The sequence below is a fragment of the Populibacterium corticicola genome (assembly GCF_042683685.1).
GTDB classification, from domain to species: domain Bacteria; phylum Actinomycetota; class Actinomycetes; order Actinomycetales; family Cellulomonadaceae; genus Timonella; species Timonella corticicola.
The window spans coordinates 468689-490598 of sequence record NZ_JBHUOP010000004.1 but is presented as its reverse complement, the minus strand read 5'-3'; the positions used below and the strand labels follow the sequence as shown (position 1 = coordinate 490598).

18 protein-coding genes are annotated in these 21910 nt (G+C 59.3%); 1 reads left to right on the top strand and 17 read right to left on the bottom strand.

The features are described 5' to 3' along the window. Nucleotides 1-134: 134 nt before the first annotated feature. From pgeF to ACFSYH_RS11590, 17 genes are all read right to left on the bottom strand, one after another. Nucleotides 135-941, bottom strand: coding sequence for a peptidoglycan editing factor PgeF (gene pgeF / locus ACFSYH_RS11670; protein WP_377467136.1), 807 nt, complete (start codon nucleotides 939-941; stop codon nucleotides 135-137). After that, complete coding sequence (gene ftsZ / locus ACFSYH_RS11665; protein WP_377467135.1) at nucleotides 938-2272, bottom strand: cell division protein FtsZ; 1335 nt, start codon at nucleotides 2270-2272, stop codon at nucleotides 938-940. Before ftsZ ends, pgeF begins: the two co-directional genes overlap by 4 nt. A gap of 171 nt (nucleotides 2273-2443) precedes the next feature. Continuing rightward, entirely contained in the window at nucleotides 2444-3547 is a 1104-nt protein-coding gene (locus tag ACFSYH_RS11660; protein ID WP_377467134.1) for a cell division protein FtsQ/DivIB, read from the bottom strand. After that, nucleotides 3544-4998 (bottom strand): UDP-N-acetylmuramate--L-alanine ligase, encoded by a 1455-nt coding sequence (murC, locus tag ACFSYH_RS11655; RefSeq protein WP_377467133.1) that lies wholly within the window; start codon nucleotides 4996-4998, stop codon nucleotides 3544-3546. The genes ACFSYH_RS11660 and murC overlap by 4 nt, the downstream gene beginning before the upstream one ends. Next, nucleotides 4991-6121, bottom strand: a complete 1131-nt coding sequence (murG, locus tag ACFSYH_RS11650) for an undecaprenyldiphospho-muramoylpentapeptide beta-N-acetylglucosaminyltransferase (RefSeq protein WP_377467132.1) — start codon at nucleotides 6119-6121, stop codon at nucleotides 4991-4993. The genes murC and murG overlap by 8 nt, the downstream gene beginning before the upstream one ends. A 13-nt stretch (nucleotides 6122-6134) precedes the next feature. Further along, nucleotides 6135-7394: an FtsW/RodA/SpoVE family cell cycle protein gene (locus ACFSYH_RS11645; RefSeq protein WP_377467131.1), complete on the bottom strand. Its 1260-nt coding sequence runs from the start codon at nucleotides 7392-7394 to the stop codon at nucleotides 6135-6137. 9 nt (nucleotides 7395-7403) lie between these two features. Next, on the bottom strand, nucleotides 7404-8894 hold the full coding sequence (gene murD / locus ACFSYH_RS11640) for a UDP-N-acetylmuramoyl-L-alanine--D-glutamate ligase (RefSeq protein WP_377467130.1): 1491 nt from the start codon (nucleotides 8892-8894) through the stop codon (nucleotides 7404-7406). Beyond that, complete coding sequence (mraY, locus tag ACFSYH_RS11635) at nucleotides 8894-9979, bottom strand: phospho-N-acetylmuramoyl-pentapeptide-transferase (RefSeq protein WP_377467129.1); 1086 nt, start codon at nucleotides 9977-9979, stop codon at nucleotides 8894-8896. Before mraY ends, murD begins: the two co-directional genes overlap by 1 nt. 6 nt (nucleotides 9980-9985) lie before the next feature. Continuing rightward, nucleotides 9986-11338 (bottom strand): UDP-N-acetylmuramoyl-tripeptide--D-alanyl-D-alanine ligase, encoded by a 1353-nt coding sequence (locus ACFSYH_RS11630; protein ID WP_377467128.1) that lies wholly within the window; start codon nucleotides 11336-11338, stop codon nucleotides 9986-9988. A gap of 297 nt (nucleotides 11339-11635) precedes the next feature. Then, entirely contained in the window at nucleotides 11636-13264 is a 1629-nt protein-coding gene (locus tag ACFSYH_RS11625) for a UDP-N-acetylmuramoyl-L-alanyl-D-glutamate--2,6-diaminopimelate ligase (RefSeq protein ID WP_377467127.1), read from the bottom strand. A gap of 101 nt (nucleotides 13265-13365) precedes the next feature. Beyond that, nucleotides 13366-15363 carry a peptidoglycan D,D-transpeptidase FtsI family protein gene (locus tag ACFSYH_RS11620; protein WP_377467126.1) on the bottom strand — a complete coding sequence of 666 codons (1998 nt, stop codon included), beginning with the start codon at nucleotides 15361-15363 and terminating at the stop codon, nucleotides 13366-13368. 236 nt (nucleotides 15364-15599) lie between these two features. Beyond that, a complete protein-coding gene (locus tag ACFSYH_RS11615) occupies nucleotides 15600-16025 on the bottom strand; it encodes a hypothetical protein (RefSeq protein ID WP_377467125.1) in 426 nt (141 codons plus the stop codon). A 4-nt stretch (nucleotides 16026-16029) separates the two neighbouring features. Then, on the bottom strand, nucleotides 16030-17028 hold the full coding sequence (gene rsmH, locus ACFSYH_RS11610) for a 16S rRNA (cytosine(1402)-N(4))-methyltransferase RsmH (protein WP_377467124.1): 999 nt from the start codon (nucleotides 17026-17028) through the stop codon (nucleotides 16030-16032). A gap of 152 nt (nucleotides 17029-17180) precedes the next feature. Then, nucleotides 17181-17615 carry a division/cell wall cluster transcriptional repressor MraZ gene (gene mraZ, locus ACFSYH_RS11605; protein ID WP_377467199.1) on the bottom strand — a complete coding sequence of 145 codons (435 nt, stop codon included), beginning with the start codon at nucleotides 17613-17615 and terminating at the stop codon, nucleotides 17181-17183. Nucleotides 17616-18360: 745 nt separating this feature from the next. After that, complete coding sequence (locus tag ACFSYH_RS11600) at nucleotides 18361-18762, bottom strand: DUF3040 domain-containing protein (protein WP_377467123.1); 402 nt, start codon at nucleotides 18760-18762, stop codon at nucleotides 18361-18363. A 50-nt stretch (nucleotides 18763-18812) separates the two neighbouring features. Beyond that, nucleotides 18813-20054, bottom strand: a complete 1242-nt coding sequence (gene dinB, locus ACFSYH_RS11595; protein ID WP_377467122.1) for a DNA polymerase IV — start codon at nucleotides 20052-20054, stop codon at nucleotides 18813-18815. Between the two features lie 144 nt (nucleotides 20055-20198). Then, nucleotides 20199-20696, bottom strand: a complete 498-nt coding sequence (locus tag ACFSYH_RS11590) for an SAV_6107 family HEPN domain-containing protein (RefSeq protein ID WP_377467121.1) — start codon at nucleotides 20694-20696, stop codon at nucleotides 20199-20201. A 97-nt stretch (nucleotides 20697-20793) separates the two neighbouring features. Here ACFSYH_RS11590 and ACFSYH_RS11585 point away from each other — a divergent pair, with 97 nt between their 5' ends. Continuing rightward, the gene (locus tag ACFSYH_RS11585; protein ID WP_377467120.1) at nucleotides 20794-21711 is read left to right on the top strand and encodes a spermidine synthase; all 918 of its coding nucleotides are present in this window, start codon (nucleotides 20794-20796) and stop codon (nucleotides 21709-21711) included. The last annotated feature ends 199 nt before the right edge of the window (nucleotides 21712-21910 follow it).

Here is a 21910-nt window from a genome sequence, read left to right as displayed (position 1 = left end):
CCTATTTGCCCCACGACAATACGCCTGGGGCAAATACACCAATGTAATTACGCTAACGCAGTGACGGGCAACGATACTGCCGACACGCCCAGTGGATTTAGCAATTACGCCACCATAAGGCGCGGTTCGCATCTCTATTCAGCAGGTGTGCGCATGATGACTCCAGCGAACCTGCCTGATTTTCCGTTCGTCCGTTCGACATTGTGCGTGGCCCACCTGTGACTAAATAACCGCCCGTGTTCTGCATGTTCATAGGTGCATTCTGAGATATGGAGGATCTTGCCGATTCCAAGTTCACGGAGTTGCCGTTCTGCTGCAGCACGCAAATCCACCCCGACGCTCCCCCACTTTGTCAGCGAGACCTGGGTGCGGGTGATTGTTGCGAAGTCCTGGGCCATGTCGGCGGGAACCTCGTAGCAGTTCGCGCAGATACACGGCCCAACCGCAGCCCGTATGCTCGCAGGGGTGGCACCATGAGCGGCCATCTCGTGAACGGCGGCTGCGATCACGCCCGCCTCAAGTCCTGGGCGACCTGCGTGAGCAGTGGCGATCACTCCCGCATCGGCATCCGCAAAGAGAATCGGTACGCAGTCAGCGATATATACGGTCAGCCCCACCCCATAACGAGCCGAGACCAGTGCGTCTGCCGAAGCAGCGACGTCACCGGCAATCTCCGTATCAGGCACCTGTGCCGTTGGCCCATCCACCTCAAACACCCCGTTTGAATGCACCTGCCTGCCGTACACGAGTGGAACACCAGCTGCATCGGACACTGCACGCCGATTCGCAGCAACCGCAACTGGATCGTCGCCAACCCGAGAACCAAGGTTCAATGAAGCGTACGGACCAGAAGATTCCCCACCCCGTGCAGTTGTAAAAAATGCAGAAATCCCAGGGCCGAGGTCAACCTCGGCCACTGGGATATCACGCAGAGAACTCACTTCAAGAAGTCAGGAACATCGAGGTCGTCATCAATTCGACGACGTGGTGGGGCTTCATCAAAGATGCGCGGCACCTCGAGTGATTGCTGTGCAGTCTCCTCCTGAGCAGGCACGTCATCGGAGATGAAGCGTGGCACCGGCTGTTCTTGAGCTGGAACCGAATACTGGTTGTGAGCTGGGGACTGTGCTGACCGAGCCTGCTCACGAGGCTCCTGCGGCGGCACAACCGGGCGAGTCATCGCACGCAGGCCAGCCGTGACCGGTGGTGGTTCCTCAGAGCGCAGAACCTGTCCAGGTTCCCGATAGGAAGGCGTCGATTGCACCGGTGAGGCGTGCGCCGCACCGGCGTTGCCGTACCCGCGCAACTCAGGACGTGGCTGAGGGTTACCACCATCAAAGCCAGCCGCGATCACGGTCACCCGAACCTCGTCGCCAAGGGCATCGTCGATGACAGTACCAAAGATGATGTTGGCCTCTGCGTGCGCCGCCTCATGGACGAGACGCGCTGCCTCGTTGATCTCCTGCAGTCCAAGGTCTGAGCCACCCTGGATTGAGATAAGGACACCGTGCGCGCCATCGATTGAGGCTTCCAGCAGCGGTGAGGAGATCGCGAGTTCGGCCGCCTGGACAGCACGGTCATCACCACGCGCGGAACCGATACCCATGAGCGCGGAGCCCGCTCCCTGCATAACGGACTTGACATCCGCGAAGTCCAGGTTGATCAGGCCCGGGGTCGTGATGAGATCGGTGATGCCCTGGACACCGGAGAGCAACACCTGGTCAGCCTGGTGGAATGCATCGAGCGCCGAGACCGAGCGGTCCGCCATGGAGAGCAGGCGATCGTTTGGAATGACGATCAGCGTGTCGACCTCTTGGCGTAGCGCATCGATTCCAGACTCGGCCTGCTTTGAACGGCGTTTGCCCTCAAACGAGAACGGACGGGTCACGACGCCAACGGTCAACGCACCGAGGGAACGCGCGATACGCGCGACCACTGGCGCGCCACCGGTTCCGGTACCGCCGCCCTCGCCCGCGGTCACGAATACCATGTCTGCGCCGCGCAGGACCTCTTCAATCTCGTCCTCGTGGTCTTCGGCTGCCTTCTTACCCACCTCTGGGTCAGCACCAGCACCGAGGCCACGGGTCAACTCGCGGCCCACGTCAAGCTTTACGTCAGCATCGGACATCAAAAGCGCTTGAGCGTCAGTGTTGATCGCGATGAACTCAACGCCCTTGAGCCCCACCTCGATCATTCGGTTCACGGCGTTCACACCGCCACCACCGATGCCCACCACCTTAATTACTGCTAGGTAGTTCTGCGGAGTAGTCACGCTCTTGCCTTCCGATCCTGGATCGTTTGTCGAAACCACGAAAGTTTAAACCTCTACTTGAGGGTTAAAGATTCGCTAAATACTGCTATCGAGACACTATGTTGAACGGTCACGGCTATCAAACTTATCCCGCGTGTGTCGCCAGAAATTGTTGGCGACATCGCGCCACTGCTAACGGATGATCGGGAATGTCGGCGCCGATAGATCAATCGTCTTCTTCTTTTCCTCGGCGGCAATTGGACGCAGCCGATCAAGGACTTCAAGTTTGAGTTCAGTGTCCTGGGAATTACCCCACTGGACTTTTACCTTGTCACGCAAGGTGAACTCAATGTTGTCCTGCGTCGAGGCCGTAATCGAGGCGATTTCCGCGAGCAACGTGTCAGGGATCTGATCCAGGATCTCTAGCGCCGTGGCTAGGGTTCTCTGGTTCTCACCGGTCATTGGAATCCTGATCACGGGAAGCCCGGCAGGTGCCTCATCGACGTGAGTGACGTTGACCGCGTCGATGTCGAGGAGAGTAAACCCCTCTTCCTCAGGCACCGCCGCAACGGGCGTCCTCTCGTGAACGGTGATCGTCACACCGTCCGGCCAACGCCGGGTCTGTGTCACTGACTTCACGTTTTTGAGTTCCGCGACCTGGGAGTTGATTCGTCCAAGATCAACCCGCACAAGAGGGGTGCCCTCGTGGCCTGCAATTGCGTCGAGGATTTCCTGCTCGCTGACATACAACTGCGCACCAGAAATCTGCACCTGGTTCAAATTGAGTGCGAAGACAGAGGAAAACCCAAACAACCACACCACGCCGACAAGTACAGCGAGAACGCCTGAGACGATCAGCCTTTTCCTTCGACGGTCGTGTCGCTCAATCGCATCGCGTTCCGCAAGCCGATCCGCCATCCCCGTGGACAGAACCGGTACTTTGGGGATCGCAGCACGGGATTTGTGCAGTAGTTCGCGATATTTGGGTTCTCGTTCCTCAAGGTCGAATGTGCTTGTCCGGGTGGGCTGGGCGGGCACGTGTGCGGTTGATGAGACCTTCTTGCGACGAGCCGTGGCTTGGGCGCTGAGAGCACCGCTCGCACTCTCGTTGCCCTGGTCACCAGGCGATGGCGCGCTCGGTTCTCGCGCTTCTTCTGCGGAGCCAGCGCTGTGTCCGCTGTGGGTTGAGCGGGTCACAGCACGCTCACGTGGCGCAGGACGCGTGGGAGACCGATCTGCGCTCGGTGCTGATCGGTTCGAGCGTCCCGGTGTGCGTGGCCGTGGTGGAGGTTTCATGACCGGAGCTTCTGCAGTTCGTCGAGGACAACGTCACCGAGTTCCGTCACGTCACCTGCACCCACGGTGAGTATCAGGTCTCCGGTACGTGCACGGCGCGCGATCTCACGTGCAGCAGCCTCGCGTTCGGGAACGTACTGGACGCTGGAACGCATCAGTTCGGCGATCATTTGCGACGATGTGGCCGGGTCATGGTCTTCACGCGCCGCATAGATTGCGGTCAGCACGGTCTCGTCAGCGTGGTCGAGCGCACTCGCGAACTCTGCCGCGAAGATCCGAGTGCGCGAATACAGATGAGGCTGGAACAATACGAGTACGCGACCTGCACCCGCACTGACCCGGGCGGCGCTGAGAAGTGCGGCGACCTCGGTTGGATGGTGGGCATAGTCATCGACGACGGTCACGCCGTCCACCACCCCTCGTTCCTCAAATCGACGCCCCGTGCCGACGAACTCATGCAGTCCGCGGGCGGCCTCTTCCGGGGTGATCCCAAGGAACAGCAATGCCGCGAAGGCTCCGGTCGCGTTCAAAGCGTTATGGATTCCAGGTACCTGCAACTCGAGATGGACGGTACCGCCCACAAACCCGGTGACGATCCCATCTGACCAACTCACATCGAACGTTGCCTGTTGGGTTCCAGGGATCTGAGTCAGGTTTGTGATCGAAAGATCCGCATCGCCATCCTGTCCATAGGTGATCGCGATACGGCCCTGGCGAGCTACCTCGTCAGCAAGGGCCCGTGCCCCAGGGTCATCCGCACATGCGACGAGCACACCGGTCGGCGTGATGCGCTGCGCGAACTGCACGAATGCCTGTTCAAAGGCTTCTTTGGAACCATAGTGGTCAAGGTGATCCGGCTCAATATTCGTGACCACTGCAATGTAGGGTTCGTAGTTCAGAAATGAGCCGTCCGACTCGTCTGCCTCTGCGACAAGGACATCGCTCTCCCCGACCGCTCCCCCAGCTATGGCACCGGTGGCAGTACGCACCGAGCCACCGATCGCAAAACTTGGGGATGTCCCCGCTGCGTTTGCTGCGACTGCAATCATGGCCGAGGTTGTGGTTTTACCATGGGCGCCGGCAACTGCGATGGCACGCTGCCCTCGCATAAGCAGGGCGAGCGCCTGAGATCGGTGAATGATGCGTGCACCCGTTTCCCGCGCACGGACGAGTTCGGGATTGTCAGCACGAATCGCTGAGGACACGACCACCGTGCTCGGATTGTTGATGTTGTGCGCGGCCTGCGGCACCCCCACTTCGATGCCCTGCGCTTGCAGCGCTCTCGTCACAGCGCTGGCTTTTGCGTCCGATCCGGAGACCTGGACACCCAGGGTCGAGAACATCCGCGCAAGCACGGACATCCCCGCACCTCCAATCCCGATGAAATGGATGGGGCCTGCCTCCTGCGGAGCTAGAAGCGCATCAATGTCGTCATAGGTTACGTCAGCCACGGGTCCACCCTGCTACCTGCTCGATGATGTCAACCACGTCCTGGGTCGCTTGCGGGCGTCCGACCGAGGCGGCAGCCTGGGCCATGCGTGCGAGTTCGTCCCGGTTGGCCAGTAGTGGGACGATCGTACTGCTTGCCCACTGCGGGGTGAATGCCTCATTGTCGACGATCAGTGCAGCGTGTGCGTCCGTCAGGGGGGAGGCATTCAGTTTTTGTTCGCCATTGCCTATCGGCAATGGGACAAACACCGCAGGAAGTCCAAGCGCGGCAAGTTCACACACCGTCCCCGCACCACTGCGACAGACCACAAGGTCCGCGACGGCGTAGGCGAGCTGCATCTGGTCAAGGTACTCGAGGACGTGATAATCAGCTCGTACATGGTGTGGCAGGTGCGCGATATCCGCGAGCACCTGCTCGGACTTCCCTCGACCGGTTAGGTGGAGCACCTGGACATCCTGTGCGAGGACATCGCGGGCCACCTGCGCCATCGTCTGGTTGATTTTCAGTGCACCGAGTGAACCGCCCGTGATCAGCAAGACTGAGCGTTCCGGGTCGAGCCCCAGGGTTGCTGCAGCCTGTTTCCGCAGGCCGGTTCGATCAGTGTGCCGTTCTTGAACGAGCGCTGCGATGTCCGCTCGTAGTGGCAGCCCCGTCACCGTTGCACCCGGCAGGTGTGTCTGGGGAAAGGTTGTCGCAATACGAGCAGCCCATCGCGCTCCGAGTTTGTTCGCCAAACCAGCACGCGCGTTTTGTTCCTGAACCACCACAGGCACGTTGAGTTTACGCGCGGCCAGGTAGGCAGGAGTCGACACGTATCCACCGAATCCGACCACGACCTGAGCATTCGTCGTTGCGATAGCCTTGTGTGCGCCCTGACGCGCCGCACGTAGCCTTCCGGGCAGCCGAAGCCAGTCGAGGCTTGGCCGTCGCGGCAATGGTACGCGTGGGATGACAGTGAGCTCAAAGCCCTTGGACGGAACCAAGTCCGCTTCCAGCCCTTCACTGGTTCCCAGGATCGTGATGGTCGCATCGGGATACCGGTTCTTGACCTCTTGGGCAACGGCAAGCAGAGGATTGACATGTCCAGCCGTTCCCCCACCAGCAAGCACGATCGATCTGGCCATGTTCGTTTCTCCTTTAGTTCTTGGACCTCAGTCGGCTGCTGGACTGGGATATGACGGCAATCGTCTTACGCACAACCGAGGGCTTCGCCTCAAATGCCTCACGCGCACCAGGCTCGTCCTTGGCAAAGGCAAGGACAACGCCAAGAGCCATCATGGTGGCGACCAGAGCCGAACCTCCAGCCGACACGAGGGGAAGAGGTACACCGATCACCGGGATGAGTCGGGTCACCACGCCCATGTTGATGACTGCCTGTCCGATGATCCACGCAGCGATCCCACCCGTGGTGATCTTCACCATTGGGTCCGGATGCCGCATGATGATGCGGACAAACGCAAGCCCGAGGATCCCAAAGAGCAAGACCACGAGGGTGGTGCCAAGAAAGCCGACCTCTTCACCGATGACCGCGAAGATGAAGTCGTTCTGCGCTTCAGGCAGGTACGCCCATTTCTCGGCTCCGGCGCCAAGCCCTACTCCGCCGAGACCTCCGCTCCCCAATCCCTCAAGACCACGAAGCACCTGAAAGCAGAGCGGATCTGCGGTTGTACACTCTGAGTCATAGGTGGCCAAGACTCGGTTGAAACGGTTCTCACTCAAAACTGTAGCCGCCGCAACCCCGAGGCCTGCAACGACGGCAACTGTACCGATCCAACGCCACGGTAGTCCGGCCACAAAGTAACACCCAGCTACAGTGGCTATCAGAACAAGTACCGTGCCGAGGTCACGACCAAGCATGACCAGTCCTATCCCAACCGCAACGACCGGAACGGTCGGGATCATGACGTGCAGCCATTCCTTGGCGGAAGCCAATTTCCGCGCCACGACCGTCCCAAGGAACACCGCGAGAGCAAGTTTCATGAACTCCGACGGTTGGATTGAGGCGCCTCCGGGGAGCGGAATCCAGTTCTTGTTTCCGTATACCTCGCCGCCGTCGTGCGGGATGATGAACACGACCATTTGAAGCGCAAACGAGAGCGCTACGATCAGCCAGGCCAAACGTTTGTAAACGCTGATCTTGACATGCATGGCAACGATGAGGCCGATCGTGCCAACCACCGCGAAGATTGCTTGGCGCGAGAACAGATAGTAGGCCCCGCGCCCACGTCCAAGAGATTCCACGAACGAACTCGACAGAACCATGATCAGGCCAAGCACGACGAGAGCAATTGTGGCACCCAGCACGAGGTAGTAACTGGTGGTTGCGGAGTTCCAGACTCCTGCCCAACTGAACTTTCGCGCTGCGCGCGGCTCATCGATTCTGCGCACTGTGCTCATGATCCAGTCCTACCGTTTCGCGTTATCCGCTACCTGCCCAGCATACAAACGGGCAGCGCTCGCGAAGGCATCGCCACGCTCTGCATACGAGGTGAACTGGTCCATGGATGCGCACGCTGGCGCCATCAGCACGGTGTCCCCTGCCTGTGCCATGCGCGCCGCATACTCGACCGCGCGCACCATGATCTCGGCTCCCGTCCATGCCTTCCCGGCTTTGTCGGTCGGTTGAACCCGGTGCACCGGAACCTGCGGAGCGTACACGGCCAACGCGTCGGACAGAGGTTGCGGGTCCACGCCAATCAGTACCACTGAACGCAGCTTTTCCGCAGCGCCACGGATCAACTCGTCGAACTGCGCGCCCTTCGCAAGCCCACCCGCGATCCACACCACTGAGGAATCCTGGAAGGTGGCCAGTGAGGCGGCAGCCGCATGGGCATTGGTTGCCTTGGAATCGTCCACGAAGTGGATTTCCCCACCATCGACGGGAGTCGATACGACGGTTGCGATTCGGTGTCCTCCCGGAGAAAAGCTTCTCAATCCCTCTCGAACCGCCGACTGGGAGACACCAATCGCACGGGTGAGAGCCGCTGCCGCAAGTGCATTGGAGACGATATGCGGAGGGAGTGTCCCCCCTGCCCCCAGGTGTTCCAGGTCGGCGAGTGTGCCAAGTTCAGCCGCGTTCTGGTGTCGGAGTGGATTACCAAAGTCCATGTGGAAGGCACGATCCACGAGAACGTCTTCGACCAGACCGCATTCGCTGCGCCTAGGCGACCCAAGTGTGAATCCCACGGCGCGCGCGCCCTCTGCGACATCGGCGTTCTCTACCAGCGTGCGCGTCTGTCCATCCTGTACGTTGTACACGCAGGCGGTTTTAACGTGCTCGTAGATCTTGCCCTTGGCACGCGCATACTCCGTATAACTGCCGTGCCAGTCGATGTGATCGGGTGCGATGTTCAAGACCGCTGCCGCGTCAAGCGCCAGGGTATGCGTGAAGTGAAGTTGAAAGCTGGACAGTTCGAGCGCAACCACGTCGACGTCTGGGTCACGGGCCACCTCAATGACTGGACGCCCCACGTTACCCACGGCAACAGCGTTTCGTCCGTCTGCCTGAAGGATCGAGGCGACCATACCGATCGTGGTGGTCTTGCCATTCGTGCCTGTAACACCGACCCACGGCGCGAAACCACCGGCGCTGCGTTCAACACGCAGTCGCCACGCGAGTTCGATCTCGCTCCACACCGGAACGTCCCGATCGGTGGCTTGGGTGAGGATCGGTGAGTGGGGAGGCCACCCTGGGGAGGCGATAATCAGGTCAACGGACTCGAGATGGATCTGCTCGGGATCGCTGTACGTGGCATCCGGGTTACGCGAGTCAAGCGAGGTGACCTCTCGCGCTGCCTGAGTACCGCTGAGCTGGCCCAGTGCGGCGACCACGGCCTGACCGGTTACGCCCAGCCCAAGAACCAGAATCCTCTTGTCTGCGACAGGTTGGACCAGCACTAGCGTCCTGCCCCCACCCACTCGAAGTAGAAGATTCCGAGGCCTGCGACGACAAAGAGTCCAGAGATGATCCAGAAGCGGATGACGATCGTGACTTCGCCCCAGCCAGAAAGCTCAAAGTGGTGATGTAGCGGTGCCATCTTGAACACTCGTTTACCGGTCGCCTTGAAGAAACCGATTTGGATGACATCCGAAAGAACGATGATCACGAAGAGACCACCGAGGATGACTGCAAGGAACTCGGTACGAGTGAGGATCGACAGACCTGCGAGTGCCGCACCAAGGGCAAGCGAACCCGTGTCCCCCATGAAGATCTGCGCTGGTGATCCGTTCCACCACAGGAAACCGAACAGCGCGCCAACGATCGCTGCGGTCACGATCGCGAGGCCTAGTGGGTCACGGGTGTTGTAGCAACTATCGGTGACCACCGCGATCGAGCAGTGCTGGTTCGACTGGAAAATCGCGATCAGGGTGTACGCGGCGAACACCACGAGGGAGACGCCGGTGGCAAGACCATCGAGCCCATCGGTCAGGTTCACGGCATTTGACCATGCGGTGAGCAGGAAGTTCGCCCAGACCACAAACAAGATCAAGCCAACCACGCTACCCGCAAACGCAAGGTCGAAGTTCGTGTCGCGAATGAATGAGATCCTGGTTGATGCTGGTGTCAGACCATTTCGATTCTCGAACTGTAGCGCCAGGATCGCAAAGGCAATACCCACGATGCCTTGCCCAATGATCTTCCCGCGCGGCGAGAGACCCAGTGAGCGCTCCTTTGAGATCTTGATGTAGTCATCGAGAAATCCGACAAACCCCATCCCGACCATCAGGAAGACAAGCAGCACTGCTGATGCGGTCGGAAGCCTACCCTGCACGAAAAAGGAGGCAATCCACCCGCACAGTGTCGCTGCGATGATGACGATTCCACCCATCGTGGGCGTACCACGCTTGGTGAGGTGGGCGGCAGGACCATCCTGACGGATGAACTGGCCGTAATTCTTGTGGACCAGCAACTTGATCAGCATGGGGGTGCCCACAAGGGAAACAATGAGCGCAACCGCACCCGACACCAGAACTGCAATCATCAGTTCTTATTCCTTTCCGACCAGTCGGTCTGCCAAGTGCAACAGGCCCGAATCCCTAGAAGACTTCACGAGCACGACATCACCGTCTTGCAGAGTCTGGCTCAGGAGCTCCTCTGCCTCGTCGATCGTGTCAACGGAGACAACCTCGTCCCCCCACGAACCCTCTTGCAATGCGCCGTCAGCGAAGCCCGAGGCTCCCTTGCCCACCACGACAAGCAGGTTGATGTTGAGCCGAACCACAAGGCGACCTATGTCGTCGTGCCGATCCCGCGAATCGGGACCAAGCTCAAGCATTTCACCAAGAACAGCAATCGTACGTCGTTTCCGTCCAGCAATCGCAGCGAGTGCCTTGAGTGCGGCGCGCATCGAGTCTGGGTTGGCGTTGTAGGCGTCATCGATGATCGTGACACCGTCGGCGCGCTCGGTGACCGCCATACGGTGCGGGCTGAGTGCTGAAGAACTGTTGATGGTGTGGACAGCATCGCTCAAGGAGATGCCCAAGGCGTTCGTAGCTGCGATAGCGGCCAGCGCATTCGTCAGGTGATGCTCGCCGACGAGTTTCAATTCCACACGAGCCTCTTCCCCGGTGCGGGAATCCGTCACGGTAAAACTGATACGTCCAAGGGCATCGAGCGCCGTGTCGGTTGCCTGGAAAGTGGTGTCGCGAACACAACCGAAGGTCATAACCTGTTCGGTCGCCTTCTCGCGCATAGCGCTGACACGTAGGTCATCGGCGTTCAGGACCACGGTTCCGCCACTGCGCACGCCCGCGACAATTTCCGACTTAGCACGCGCAACATCGTCCAGCGTGCCGCCGAAGCCGCCTAAGTGCGCGTTCCCAACGATCAAAACAACTGCGGCGTCCACAGGTGCGATATCCGTGAGATAGGTCAGATCGCCGTGCGCGTCCGCACCCATCTCAAGGACCAGGTACTGGGTGTCAGGCGTCGCCTGGAGAACGGTCAACGGCAAGCCGAGCTCATTGTTGAACGAGCCCGCGGGGAAGATCGTCTCACCGTGCGTGGAAAGCACCTGTCCGATCAAGTCCTTCGTGGTGGTCTTGCCGGCGGAGCCAGTAATGCCAACCACCTTGAGATCCCGGTGCTCCCGCAAGGCGGCGAGGTGTGCCTGTGCGACCCGTCCAAGCGCCCGTTGCACATTGTCCACGATCACCGTGGGAACACCATCGATGGCGCGCTGCGCGAGCACGAGAACAGCCCCGGAGTCCACGGCAGCCTGAGCGAAGTCATGCCCGTCGCTGTTGTCACCGCGTAGCGCTACAAAGAGCGATCCTGGCTCGACCTGACGTGAGTCAATGAAGACACCACCGGTCACACTGATGGATGGATCGGCATCCAACCTGCCACCTGTTACAGAAGCTATGAGCTCCGCGGACAACACTTTCCGGCCACTCCTGATCTTGTCTGGATACCTGCGGTGGTTCATCGCAAACCACGATGAGCCACGCGCCTGTTCGGTTTTGTCTGGCGTAGCGCCGCAATGCGCACTGCACCTACGAGCAGCCACGATGGTCCGTGATCCATATAGATCCGAACTTGAACCGCTGCCCTGGAACTGCAACCTATCTATTGAACCACCTATTGGGGGACCAAATAGCCGGTTAGCAGCCCTAACAGTGAATGTCATACCGCACATTCACATTTCATCCACCGCTTCATATTCTGCCAGCCGCGCACGAGCAAACACACGATCATCCAACTCATGCTGATATCCGTCCAAGTCTTGGATCAACTCATGTCCCCGACCGGCAATCAAGACCGTGTCTTCGAGACGGGCACTGGCTATCGCGGCGGCAATGGCCTCCTCGCGCGGCGATACGACAAAGAGGCGCTCATGCTGTTCCGCCTCGCTGAGTGCGGCAAACCGAGGTGACATAAATACCCCGGCCGCCACCTCGTCGCAAATCTTGGCGGGGTCCTCCGAGTACGGATCGTCGTCGGTCACATAGATAACATCAGCATATTCGCCAGCCACCGCGCCCATGAAGGGGCGTTTGCTTGCGTCACGGTCCCCTGCCGCGCCAAACACAACGATAAGTCTGCCAACCCCGTCCATGTGATGTGTGGTGCGCAGCGAGTCGAGCGCAAATTCGAGCGCCTCAGCCGTGTGCGCGTAGTCAACGATGGTCAGCGGTTGACCTGGCTGGGACACCACTTCCATACGCCCGGGAACGATAGCAAGGTGCTGCAGGCCCAACCTGATCTGCTCAGGGCTGACTCCCTGTCGCAGCGCCATGACAGTCGCGAGGGCGGCATTCGACACGTTCACCGCGCCAAGTAGTGGGGAATGTGACTCAATCTGCTCGCCTTGCCTGTGCGTGAGCGTGAAATCCACGCCAAGTCCGTCACGCGAAAGCCCTGTGCGGGTGACCCGCCAATCGGCGTCAAACAGCGGTTCGTCACATAGTCTCGTCGTGATGGAGTCCACTGGAACAGCAGCTTCCACGGCCAGTTTGCGTCCCCATTTGTCGTCGGCCACCACAACACCGTGCGCAGCGAAACCAGGAGAGAACAGTGAAGCCTTCGCCTCAAAGTACTCATCCATCGTGTGGTGGAAATCCAGATGGTCATGCTGCAGGTTGGTGAACCCGACAACCCCGAAGCGCGTGCCATCCACCCGAGCCAACGCGAGCGCATGCGATGACACCTCCATCGTCACGTGATCGATGCCCTCCTGAACACACCGCGAGAAGAACCCCTGCAGCACAGGCGACTCAACGGTTGTGCGCGTGGATGGGACGGCAATGTCCGCGAGCCGCATCTCGACAGTTCCCAAAAGGGCCGTGCGCTCCCCCACCCAGCGGTGAATCGCATCCAAGAAGAAAGCGGTGGTGGTCTTTCCATTGGTGCCGGTCAGCCCCGACACTGAAAGCCGCTGCGAAGGGGCTCCGTAAATGCGGCTCGCCCACTGCGCCATCTCGCCGCGGAGAAGATCGCCCTGTGGTCCCTGAACAATCACCGGAGCAGAATCACCAAAATCCTGTTCAGCGAGAACCTGAACACCCGCGTGATCGGTCAGGATCACACTTGCGCCCTGCGCAACGGCACTGGCAGCAAAACGCGCGCCGTGTGCCTTCAAACCAGCCAACGCAACGAACACGTCTCCCGAGACGACCTGCCGGGAATTGACGGTCAGACCCGAAACGATCGTCTCGTCGATCAGCGCATGCGGCGACACCACCTGAACGCTGGCACCAACCAGCAGATCTCTCAGCGGAACAGCCGGGGCCTCGAGCGGCCGCAACAGGTCTTCTTGCGAACTCATAAGTCTCAATGTAGTCCTTCAGACACGCCAAAACCGCATCGGGGGTGGTGAGTAATATCGCTTGGGCTGAAAACACCATCCCCGAGCCGCCCTGGCGACGCCTACTCCCAGGTGGTCTCGTACAGGTCAGGTTCAGTAGTCGACGGCTCGACCCGCAGTTGCTGTAGCGAGTACGCCATCACATCGGCAAACACGGGAGCCGCAACGACGCCACCCCAGATAGAGGTCTGTGGATCGCGAATGATCACAGAGACCACGATCCGTGGGTCATCGACTGGAGCCACGCCGATGAATGAGGACACAAAAGACGTCAGTTTTCCATCCGCACCTGGTGCCTGAGCAGTACCCGTCTTGCCTGCAACCCGGTAACCGTCGATCTTTCCAGCCCGGCCGGAACCCTCAACGACCACAGACTCCATCATGCTCAGGACCTGATCGGCGACATCCTGCGAGATGATCTGCTTGGTTTCCGACTTGGGCGATTCCGTGTACACGCCATCGCTGTCAGTCGTTCCCGCGACGAGGTGTGGCTGGCAGGCGCGCCCACCGTTGGCGACCGTCGAGAACACGTTCGTGGCCTGAAGCGCGTTCGATGCCATACCCTGCCCAAACAGGACACCATACTGGGTACGTCCGTCCCACTCGTCAGCGCTGTGGAGTATGCCGCGGGTCTCGCCCGCGATCTCAATACCCGTGTGCTGGCCGAAACCGAACTTATACAGGTAGTCGTAACGTTGCTGCTTGGGAATCGACTCACCGACCTGCACCGTGCCCGTGTTCGACGACTCGGAGAGGATACCGGTGAGCGTCAGTTTCTGAGTCGGGTGATCGTGCGAGTCCCGGAACGTCTGACCGTTGCTGGTGTCATACATGTACGGGACCTTGTACCTGGTCAAAGGGGTTGCCACACCGAGTTCGAGCGCAGCGGCCATCGTAACGACCTTGGCCGTCGAGCCTGGTTCGAAGATGTCTTGCACCGCGCCGATACGCCCAGTGGCCTCAGTGCTGCCATCCGTGGTCGTACTGCGATCCGCAAGCGCCAAGACTTCACAGGTCGTCACGTCCTGGACGATGACGGAACCTGCATTGGAACCCATCTTCTTGAGCTGTTCGTCGAGGGCTTTCTCAGCATGCCACTGGATATCCATATCCAAGGTTGACCGAACGGTCAATCCCTGGGTGGCAGGTTTCTCCACGAGATCGCTTGAGGGAAGCATGTACCCGTGTGCCGAGCGCTCATAGGTCCGATATCCGGGTTCGCCACTGAGAACGTCATCCAAACGATACTCGAGCCCCGACACGCCACCATCCACTGCCACCGTCTTGGCATTCTCGGATGTGTCAGATGGGTCAACGGCTTTGTCTACTGTGCCAACGGCACCGATGATGTTCTTCGCTGTCTCGCCCGAGGGATAGATCCGCTTGTTGAGATTCTCCGAGTAGATACCGGTGATACGTAATGCTCGCACGGCATCCCAGGTCTCAGGAGCCGCCTCCTTCTCAATCACAACGTATTGGTTGTAGCGTTCCTGGTCCGACTTCTTGGTGAGTTTCTCCTCGAGTTCTTCCCTGTCCAGATCGAGCACCTCCGCCAGGAGTTCGGCGGCGTAGGCAGGACCGCCCTTGACCACCTCTTCGCCGTCTTCTTCAACGGTGCGTTGCCACTCTTCAAGACGCAGTTGATCGCCGTAGATCCGGTAGCGAGCCACGGATTCCGCGATCGCGTTGCCGTGTCGGTCGGTTATCGAGCCACGTTCCGCAACGAGTTCCTGGGTAGTGGTACGCAGATCGCGAGCCGCCTGTGCGAGCGCTGGCCCTTCAATCAATTGCACGTGTGCGAGCCGGATTACCAAAGTGCCCATCGCAAGGGCGAATATGAGACCCAGCGAGATAACTCGCTTCGGGAAATAGGTGAATCCCAACGGACCGCGTTGGCGCTTTGCCCTGCGTTCCGCACGCCTTAGCGCCAGTTCCGTGTCCAGTTCACGGCGCGTGGCCGTTCGTCCGCTGCGTGGGGCTGGTCGCGAGGTCGCTTCGATTCGCGGGCGTGCCCCGGCGTTCGCGGGTCTGACCCTTGGCTGGTCAGTGCGAGAGTTCACAGCGGCGGAGCGATCCGTGGTCCCGGGCCTGGTCCCTGTTCGTTGTTGGGGTGCATCGGATTGCCGACGAGTTGGCTGGTCCTTGCTGCTGGCTCGCCCGCCCTGCGGCTGGCTGCGTCGAGGCTGTCCGCCACCGCGTGGTTGCTCAGAACGTGGCTGCGATTGCGAGTCAGGCCGACGCCCAGAGCGACTCGCGCTCGGACGTCGGCCCTGCGGTGGATCTTGCGACTTACCCGTCAATTGCCCTGTTCCTCAACTACTTTCTGCGCTGCTACCTTCTTGGAGTCAATGTGCAGAACTTCTGGATTAACTTCCTGGACCATACCAAGAGCCTTGGCCCGTTGAGCGAGATTGTCGGCAGTTTTGATATCGGCGAGTTGCGCATTCAGTTGCTCCCCCACGATGACCTCTTGGGATCGTTCACGCTGGAGATTGACTCGCTCATATGCGCCGTTGGCCATCTCCGCGTTCAGCACCAAGACCACGACGATAGCCGCTGCGATCAGTGAGATACACATCATCAAGAAGCGGAACGAGGACCGTTCCTGTACAGGTGCCTCAACCAGACGCAGGTCGGGGCGCTGCTTAGATTCCGTAACAGGAGCAGCGGTGCTTGGACGCACCGGCATGACGCGGGCGGCGGCAGATTGCAATGCACTCATGTGTCTATCCCTTTGTCGTCATGTGCTGTGGTGTTGGACGGAGACGCTCCACGCCGCGCAGCCGCACGGACGCCGAACGTGGATTACGGGCGAGTTCAGCCTCATCGGCCTTTTCCGCTCCGCGAGTAATCGCTGCGAGGTAGGGCTTGTGTGTGTCCGGTTCGATAGGCCATTCAGGTGGTGCTGAGGAATTGATCCCCCGTGCAAACTCCCGTTTGGTCATCCTGTCCTCAAGCGAGTGATATGACTCAACAAGCAGCCGACCACCCACCGCGAGACTGTTCACTGCGGCAGGCAGAGCACGTGCCAGAACCTCAAGTTCCCCGTTGACCTCAATTCGCAGCGCCTGGAAGGTCCGTTTGGCAGGGTTGCCCCCCGTGGTTCGTTTCGCGGCTGGGATGCACGCCCGTACGAGATCCACCAGTTCAGCAGATCGAATCCATGGACGCTCAGCTCGCTTCGCGACAATCGAGCGCGAGATCTTTGATGCAAACCGCTCTTCACCGTATTCACGCAGAATTCGCGTCAATTCCTGCTCCGAGTAGGTGTTCAACACGTCGGCCGCGGTGAGTTGTGCCGTCGTGTCCATCCGCATATCCAATGGAGCGTCTTGGGCATACGAGAACCCGCGCTCTTTCTCATCGATCTGCAGCGAGGACACACCGAGATCCATCAGGATTCCCTGGACCCCCTCGAATCCCTGGTCCACAACGACCTGTTCAATCTGGTCGTATGTTGCGTGCACCGGGACAAAGCGATCACCAAACTCCTGCAACCGTTCTCCTGCAAGCTCAAGTGCCTGGGGATCACGGTCAATGCCGATCGCGGTCAAGGATGGAAATGCCCTCAGCATCCCCTGGGTATGTCCACCCATACCCAGAGTGCAGTCAACGTAAACGGCATGCGGCTCTGACAGGGCAGGCGCGAGAAGTTCGATGCAGCGCTCAAGCAGAACAGGCAGGTGCTTTTCTGCGGCGAGCGAGTCATCCGAAAACTCTGCCATCTTGGCCCTCATTCCCTTCGCGCGTGCTGTCACTTACCTATGGCCTCCTGATGAGACCTGAAACGGTGCAATTCCGGGTCCCCCACCGCGAAGCTCTGGGAACGGGGAAGTGATCTCAGAACCCGGGAGGAGACCCCGAACTGCACTGTTATCTAGAAATGCAAGTCGGGGAAGATCTGCTCAGCAGTTTCGGCGTACCCCTCCTCTTGGTTCGCGAGGTAGCAGTCCCACGTTGCTGCATCCCAGATCTCAACGCGTGATCCAGCCCCGATCACCGCGATATCGCGGTCCAACCCTGCGTACTCACGCAGAGTTGCCGGGATGGAGATGCGCCCCTGTTTGTCCGGCATTTCATCACTCGCACCCGAGAGGAAAACACGCATGTAGTCGCGCGCCTGCCGAGAGGTGACGGGCGCCTGCCGCAAATGCTCGTACATTCTGCGGAACTCATCGAGTGGAAGGAGAAAGAGGCATCGTTCCTGCCCGCGAGTGAGCACGAGACCAGGAGCGAACTGGCTTCGAAATTTCGCTGGCAGGATGAGGCGACCTTTTTCATCCAAACGTGGTTTGTAGGTGCCCAAGAACAAGCTGGGGATGCCGCCAAGCAGCTCTTGCATAGCCTGCACCCTCCTCTCGCTCCGAGTACCTCCACGTTACTCCACTTCTCACCACTTTTTTGCGAATTTACTCAATTTTCACCTGATCTACTAGAAAAGATGCAGGTCAAAGCACTAAATGAAAGTGGAGGGATTTTTGCCGTGTCGAACCTGATTTCGCAATGGGCATCACACCCCACCTGGTAGTTGAAGAACGAAACAGCATTTCAGGGCATGCGTATTGATCATCCATTCACTTGCCCCACTTCACGCCACCTTCGAGTGGAGCAAAGTGGAGGAGCATGTGCCGCACGCTGTGGGAGGACAGAAATATGTGTGGAGGGCGCGGAGGAGTTTTACCGTTCGAGCCTCGGAGGAGACACTTCGACCAACAGCACCTGCCCAGAACCTCGATGGGGCGTTTTTGTTCCGGGTGCACAGTGTTTAACTGTGCACCCGGAACAAAAACGCCCCATCGGGTGATGCAGATTCTCCGCAACTCCCCTGCACTATGACTAGCAAGACCGCTATGCAGGCAATGATCCACGCGAAGAAACGATCCATGGGTTCTCTCACAAAGAGCGAAATACTGTGACACATGAAAGGGGCGGGCGCCTCACCATCGATGGTGAGGCACCCGCCCCTTCGTCATGTCTTATTTATGGCCGCGCTCTAGTACCCGACCATACTGTGCTCTCGCAGTCGCCCTGCGGCAAGCCGCCTTGGTGGCGAAAGTTCAGCCTTCGCGCTGACGCTTTTCCCAGCGCTCTTCCATACGCTGGGTAAAACTACCCTTGGACTTGGCCTGCTTAGGCTTCACGTTTGAGCCACCTCGGGCAGGTCGCGATGAACTCTTCCCGTCGACAACGCGAAGTTGCGTCTTCTTAGATGGAGTAGATGCGAAAACCACCGCGGCCACCATCACGGCGAATCCGAGAATTCCCACAACAGCGAGGGACTGGGAAACACCGATGATGAGCATGAGGAGGCCAACCACAACCCCGATGATCGCAACCGCTACGCGCGCAAACGAAGGGCGCGGCCCATCGCTCATGGTCGTGGCGAGTTTAGGATCCTCGGACGCAAGTTCGCGCTCAAGCTGCTCGAGAATTCTTTGCTCGTGCTCAGACAGAGGCATGAGTACCTCCTCAGGGGTAAGTGGACTGCCTTATATCAAGGATAGTGAAACTACTGGGGTCTTGAAAGTCGAAGACCACCTTGGGCTGCTCGTTCGATCGCACTTTCTCCAAATTTCGCCCGAATTTGATCCATGACTCGCTCCGATCTACTCAAAGCGACTCCTGCACCCACAACCGAATCGGCCAGCGTGTCTTGAAAAACACTGTCAGACTCGTTTTCAAGGTTTTCAACTCGAATCCCAACCAGTCTCGTAGCTGAAGGACGTTTCAACCCGGCAAATAGTTCCCGAGCAGCCTCATAGATCGCCTTTGAGGAGTTTGTCGGTGAGTCCAGCCGCATGGAACGTGTCACCGTTTCAAAGTGCGTGTTACGGACCTTGATCGCGATCGTACGCCCTACGAGTTGTTTGCGACGCAGACGCGAACCACACTGATCTGCAAGTGCCCAAAAATGATTCAGTAGTTGGTCAAGGTCTACCAGATCCTTACTGAACGTTGTTTCGGCGCCGATGCTTTTCTCGTTCCGTTCGGTGACCACCGGGCGATCATCACGCCCCCAGGCCAGCGCATGCAAGTGGGCTGCCGCAGCAGGACCGACGATACGCGCCAGGGCAGACACCTCCATTACGGCGAGTTCCGCAACCTGCGTGATACCCCATTCAGCGAGCCGTTCCTGTGTTTTCACGCCAACGCCCCACAGCGAGCCAACTGGCAAACACTGCACGAACTCCGTGGTGCGTGCCGCGGGAACAATCATCAGCCCATCCGGTTTGCAGTTCGTGGAGGCGAGCTTGGCCACGAACTTGTTGCGTGCGATTCCCACGGAACAGGTCAGTGAGAACTCGTCATAGATTCGCTCACGCAGCATCGCACCGATCTCCAGCGCACTCCCGAGCCTACGTTTGGAGCCACGTATGTCCAGGAATGCTTCATCGACACTGACCTGCTCAACTTCAGGCGTGATCGAGTGAAGAATATCCATGACCCCAGTGCTGATTCGGTAATATTCACGATGGTCCGGCGGGATGAACAGAGCTTGAGGCGCCAATACCCGTGCACGGGCGATGGGCATCCCCGCTCTCACCCCGAATGGTCGCGCCTCATAGGTGGCCGCGAGTACCACGCCACGTTCCCCACCACCAACGATGACAGGTTTACCGGCGAGCACAGGTTTGCGCGCCACCTCAACGGACGCGAAGAAGGCGTCCATGTCAACGTGCATGATGTGCGCATCTGAGTCATCGCTACCCCAGTCCCTGTTCGCACTTACCACCCGCGGTGCGTTGCTCATGCCGCCCTTTCCATTCCCGCACGGCGGGCCAATCCTCTAGACCCACCGATGCATCAGTGCCCTACACTCTCAGTTCTCAACCAGCTTGGACATCGCCGATCACCGACCACACTGCCGACTGTTGGCTCGCCACTTCGCCAGGACTCAAGCGGCCAAACTGCGGTCCACCCAGGAATCCTCGGGAGAGACACCCAGCAGTTGTGCCGCCTCGTCGTAGAACCGTCGCGTCTGGCTCAGCCACATTGCGGCACGACCCTCCCGGATCGGGGCCTCATCACCGGCAAGGACTCGAACTCGAACAAGCGCACCTTCCTCAAACACGATCGCCCATTCGTTGAACTCAGGGAACAAACGTGCAAGACGCTGCCAGATCGACTCCGCCTTCCGGGAACGAGCGCCCTTTGACTCAGCGTCGAGCAGCGCTCCAGCGATACGCAAGGCAGCCCGATGGGAGAACTCGAACTTATCGGCATCCTGCGCCGCATTTTCCGCCTCATTCAACTGACCGCGAGCGCTCTTCATCAGACGCGCTGATTCAGGAGTGAGTGACATGGCGCGGCGGGAACGCGGCTTCCCCTTCTGCTGCCCGAGCGCTTCTCGTGCAGGCAGAACCGCCGTACCTACCGTGTGTGCATTCGTCATGTCACTCACCTCCTACTCCATTTTCGAACATCTGTTCGACCATGTCAACGGATGCCGCGATTTCCTGCCGCCTGCGTCTAGTCGTTAGGCTGGCGGTATGGCATCTCGTTCTTCACGCTCATCATCGCGCAAGCCTCTGACATTCCAACCTCCGCAGGTGCCAACCCAGCCCGTGACCACAAACCATGCGACCATCTCCATCGAGATGGACCGCGACAACTCGCGCCGTATGACACTGATGTTGGATGGCGCGCCGAGTTCATTCATCGACCTTGATGACCCCACCAATGTGGTGTTCGAGTACATGGAGATCTACCTGTGCGTCATCGCGCAGATTTCACCGGGACCGCTACACGTCACGCATCTTGGTTCAGCCGGTTCATCAATGGCTCGAGCAATCGAGGCGCTGCGGCCCGATTCGCGTCAGATCGGGATAGATATAGATGCCCAACTTCTTGAGTACTCCCGTCAATGGTTCGCTCTGCCACGTTCTCCGAGACTACGGTTGCGGGCTGGGGACGCGCGCGAGCAACTGGAACGGATTGCAGACCACAGCCAGGATGTCATCATTCGCGACGCCTTCTCATCGGGTGCCATTCCAGAGCATCTCACGTCCGTGCAGTTCACGCAGTTGGTGTTCCGCAAACTCAAACCAGGTGGCCTGTATCTCATCAACTGTGCGGATAAGCCGCCTCTGAGCCGAGCCCGTAGCGAGGTTGCGACCCTTCTCGCGCAGTGCGCCGCAGCAAACGCAGCCGCCGAGTGGCAGGGTGAAGAGTTCCACTCGGCTCAAACGTTTGTCATCGCCGAACCGGGAATCATGAAGGGGCGCCGCTACGGCAACCTCGTGCTCGGAGCGCTGTCCCCCACGGGCGCCACAGAGCCGTTACTGGATCCAGAATCTGCCACCCTCGGACGGGCCGTGCGCTCCCTCGCCGTTCCAGCGCGGGTTCTGATGGGCGACGAGGTGGCTCAGTTCGCGGGAACCGCCGCGGTTCTCAGCGACCCGGAGTAGCCTCCGCTTTCTTCCACACCAACTTCCGCTCTCTGTACTCTGCTTCGGCTCTCAACAGAAGGTGGACCACAAAGCCGATGGGCCAAAATTGGTCCGGGTGCCTAGCTTTTTGCAGTGCATGTGGACCAATTTCGCCCCATCGAGGAAAGTGCCCAAGCGGACCCAGATAGAACAGACCTGCCCAGAACGGCGCTACCAA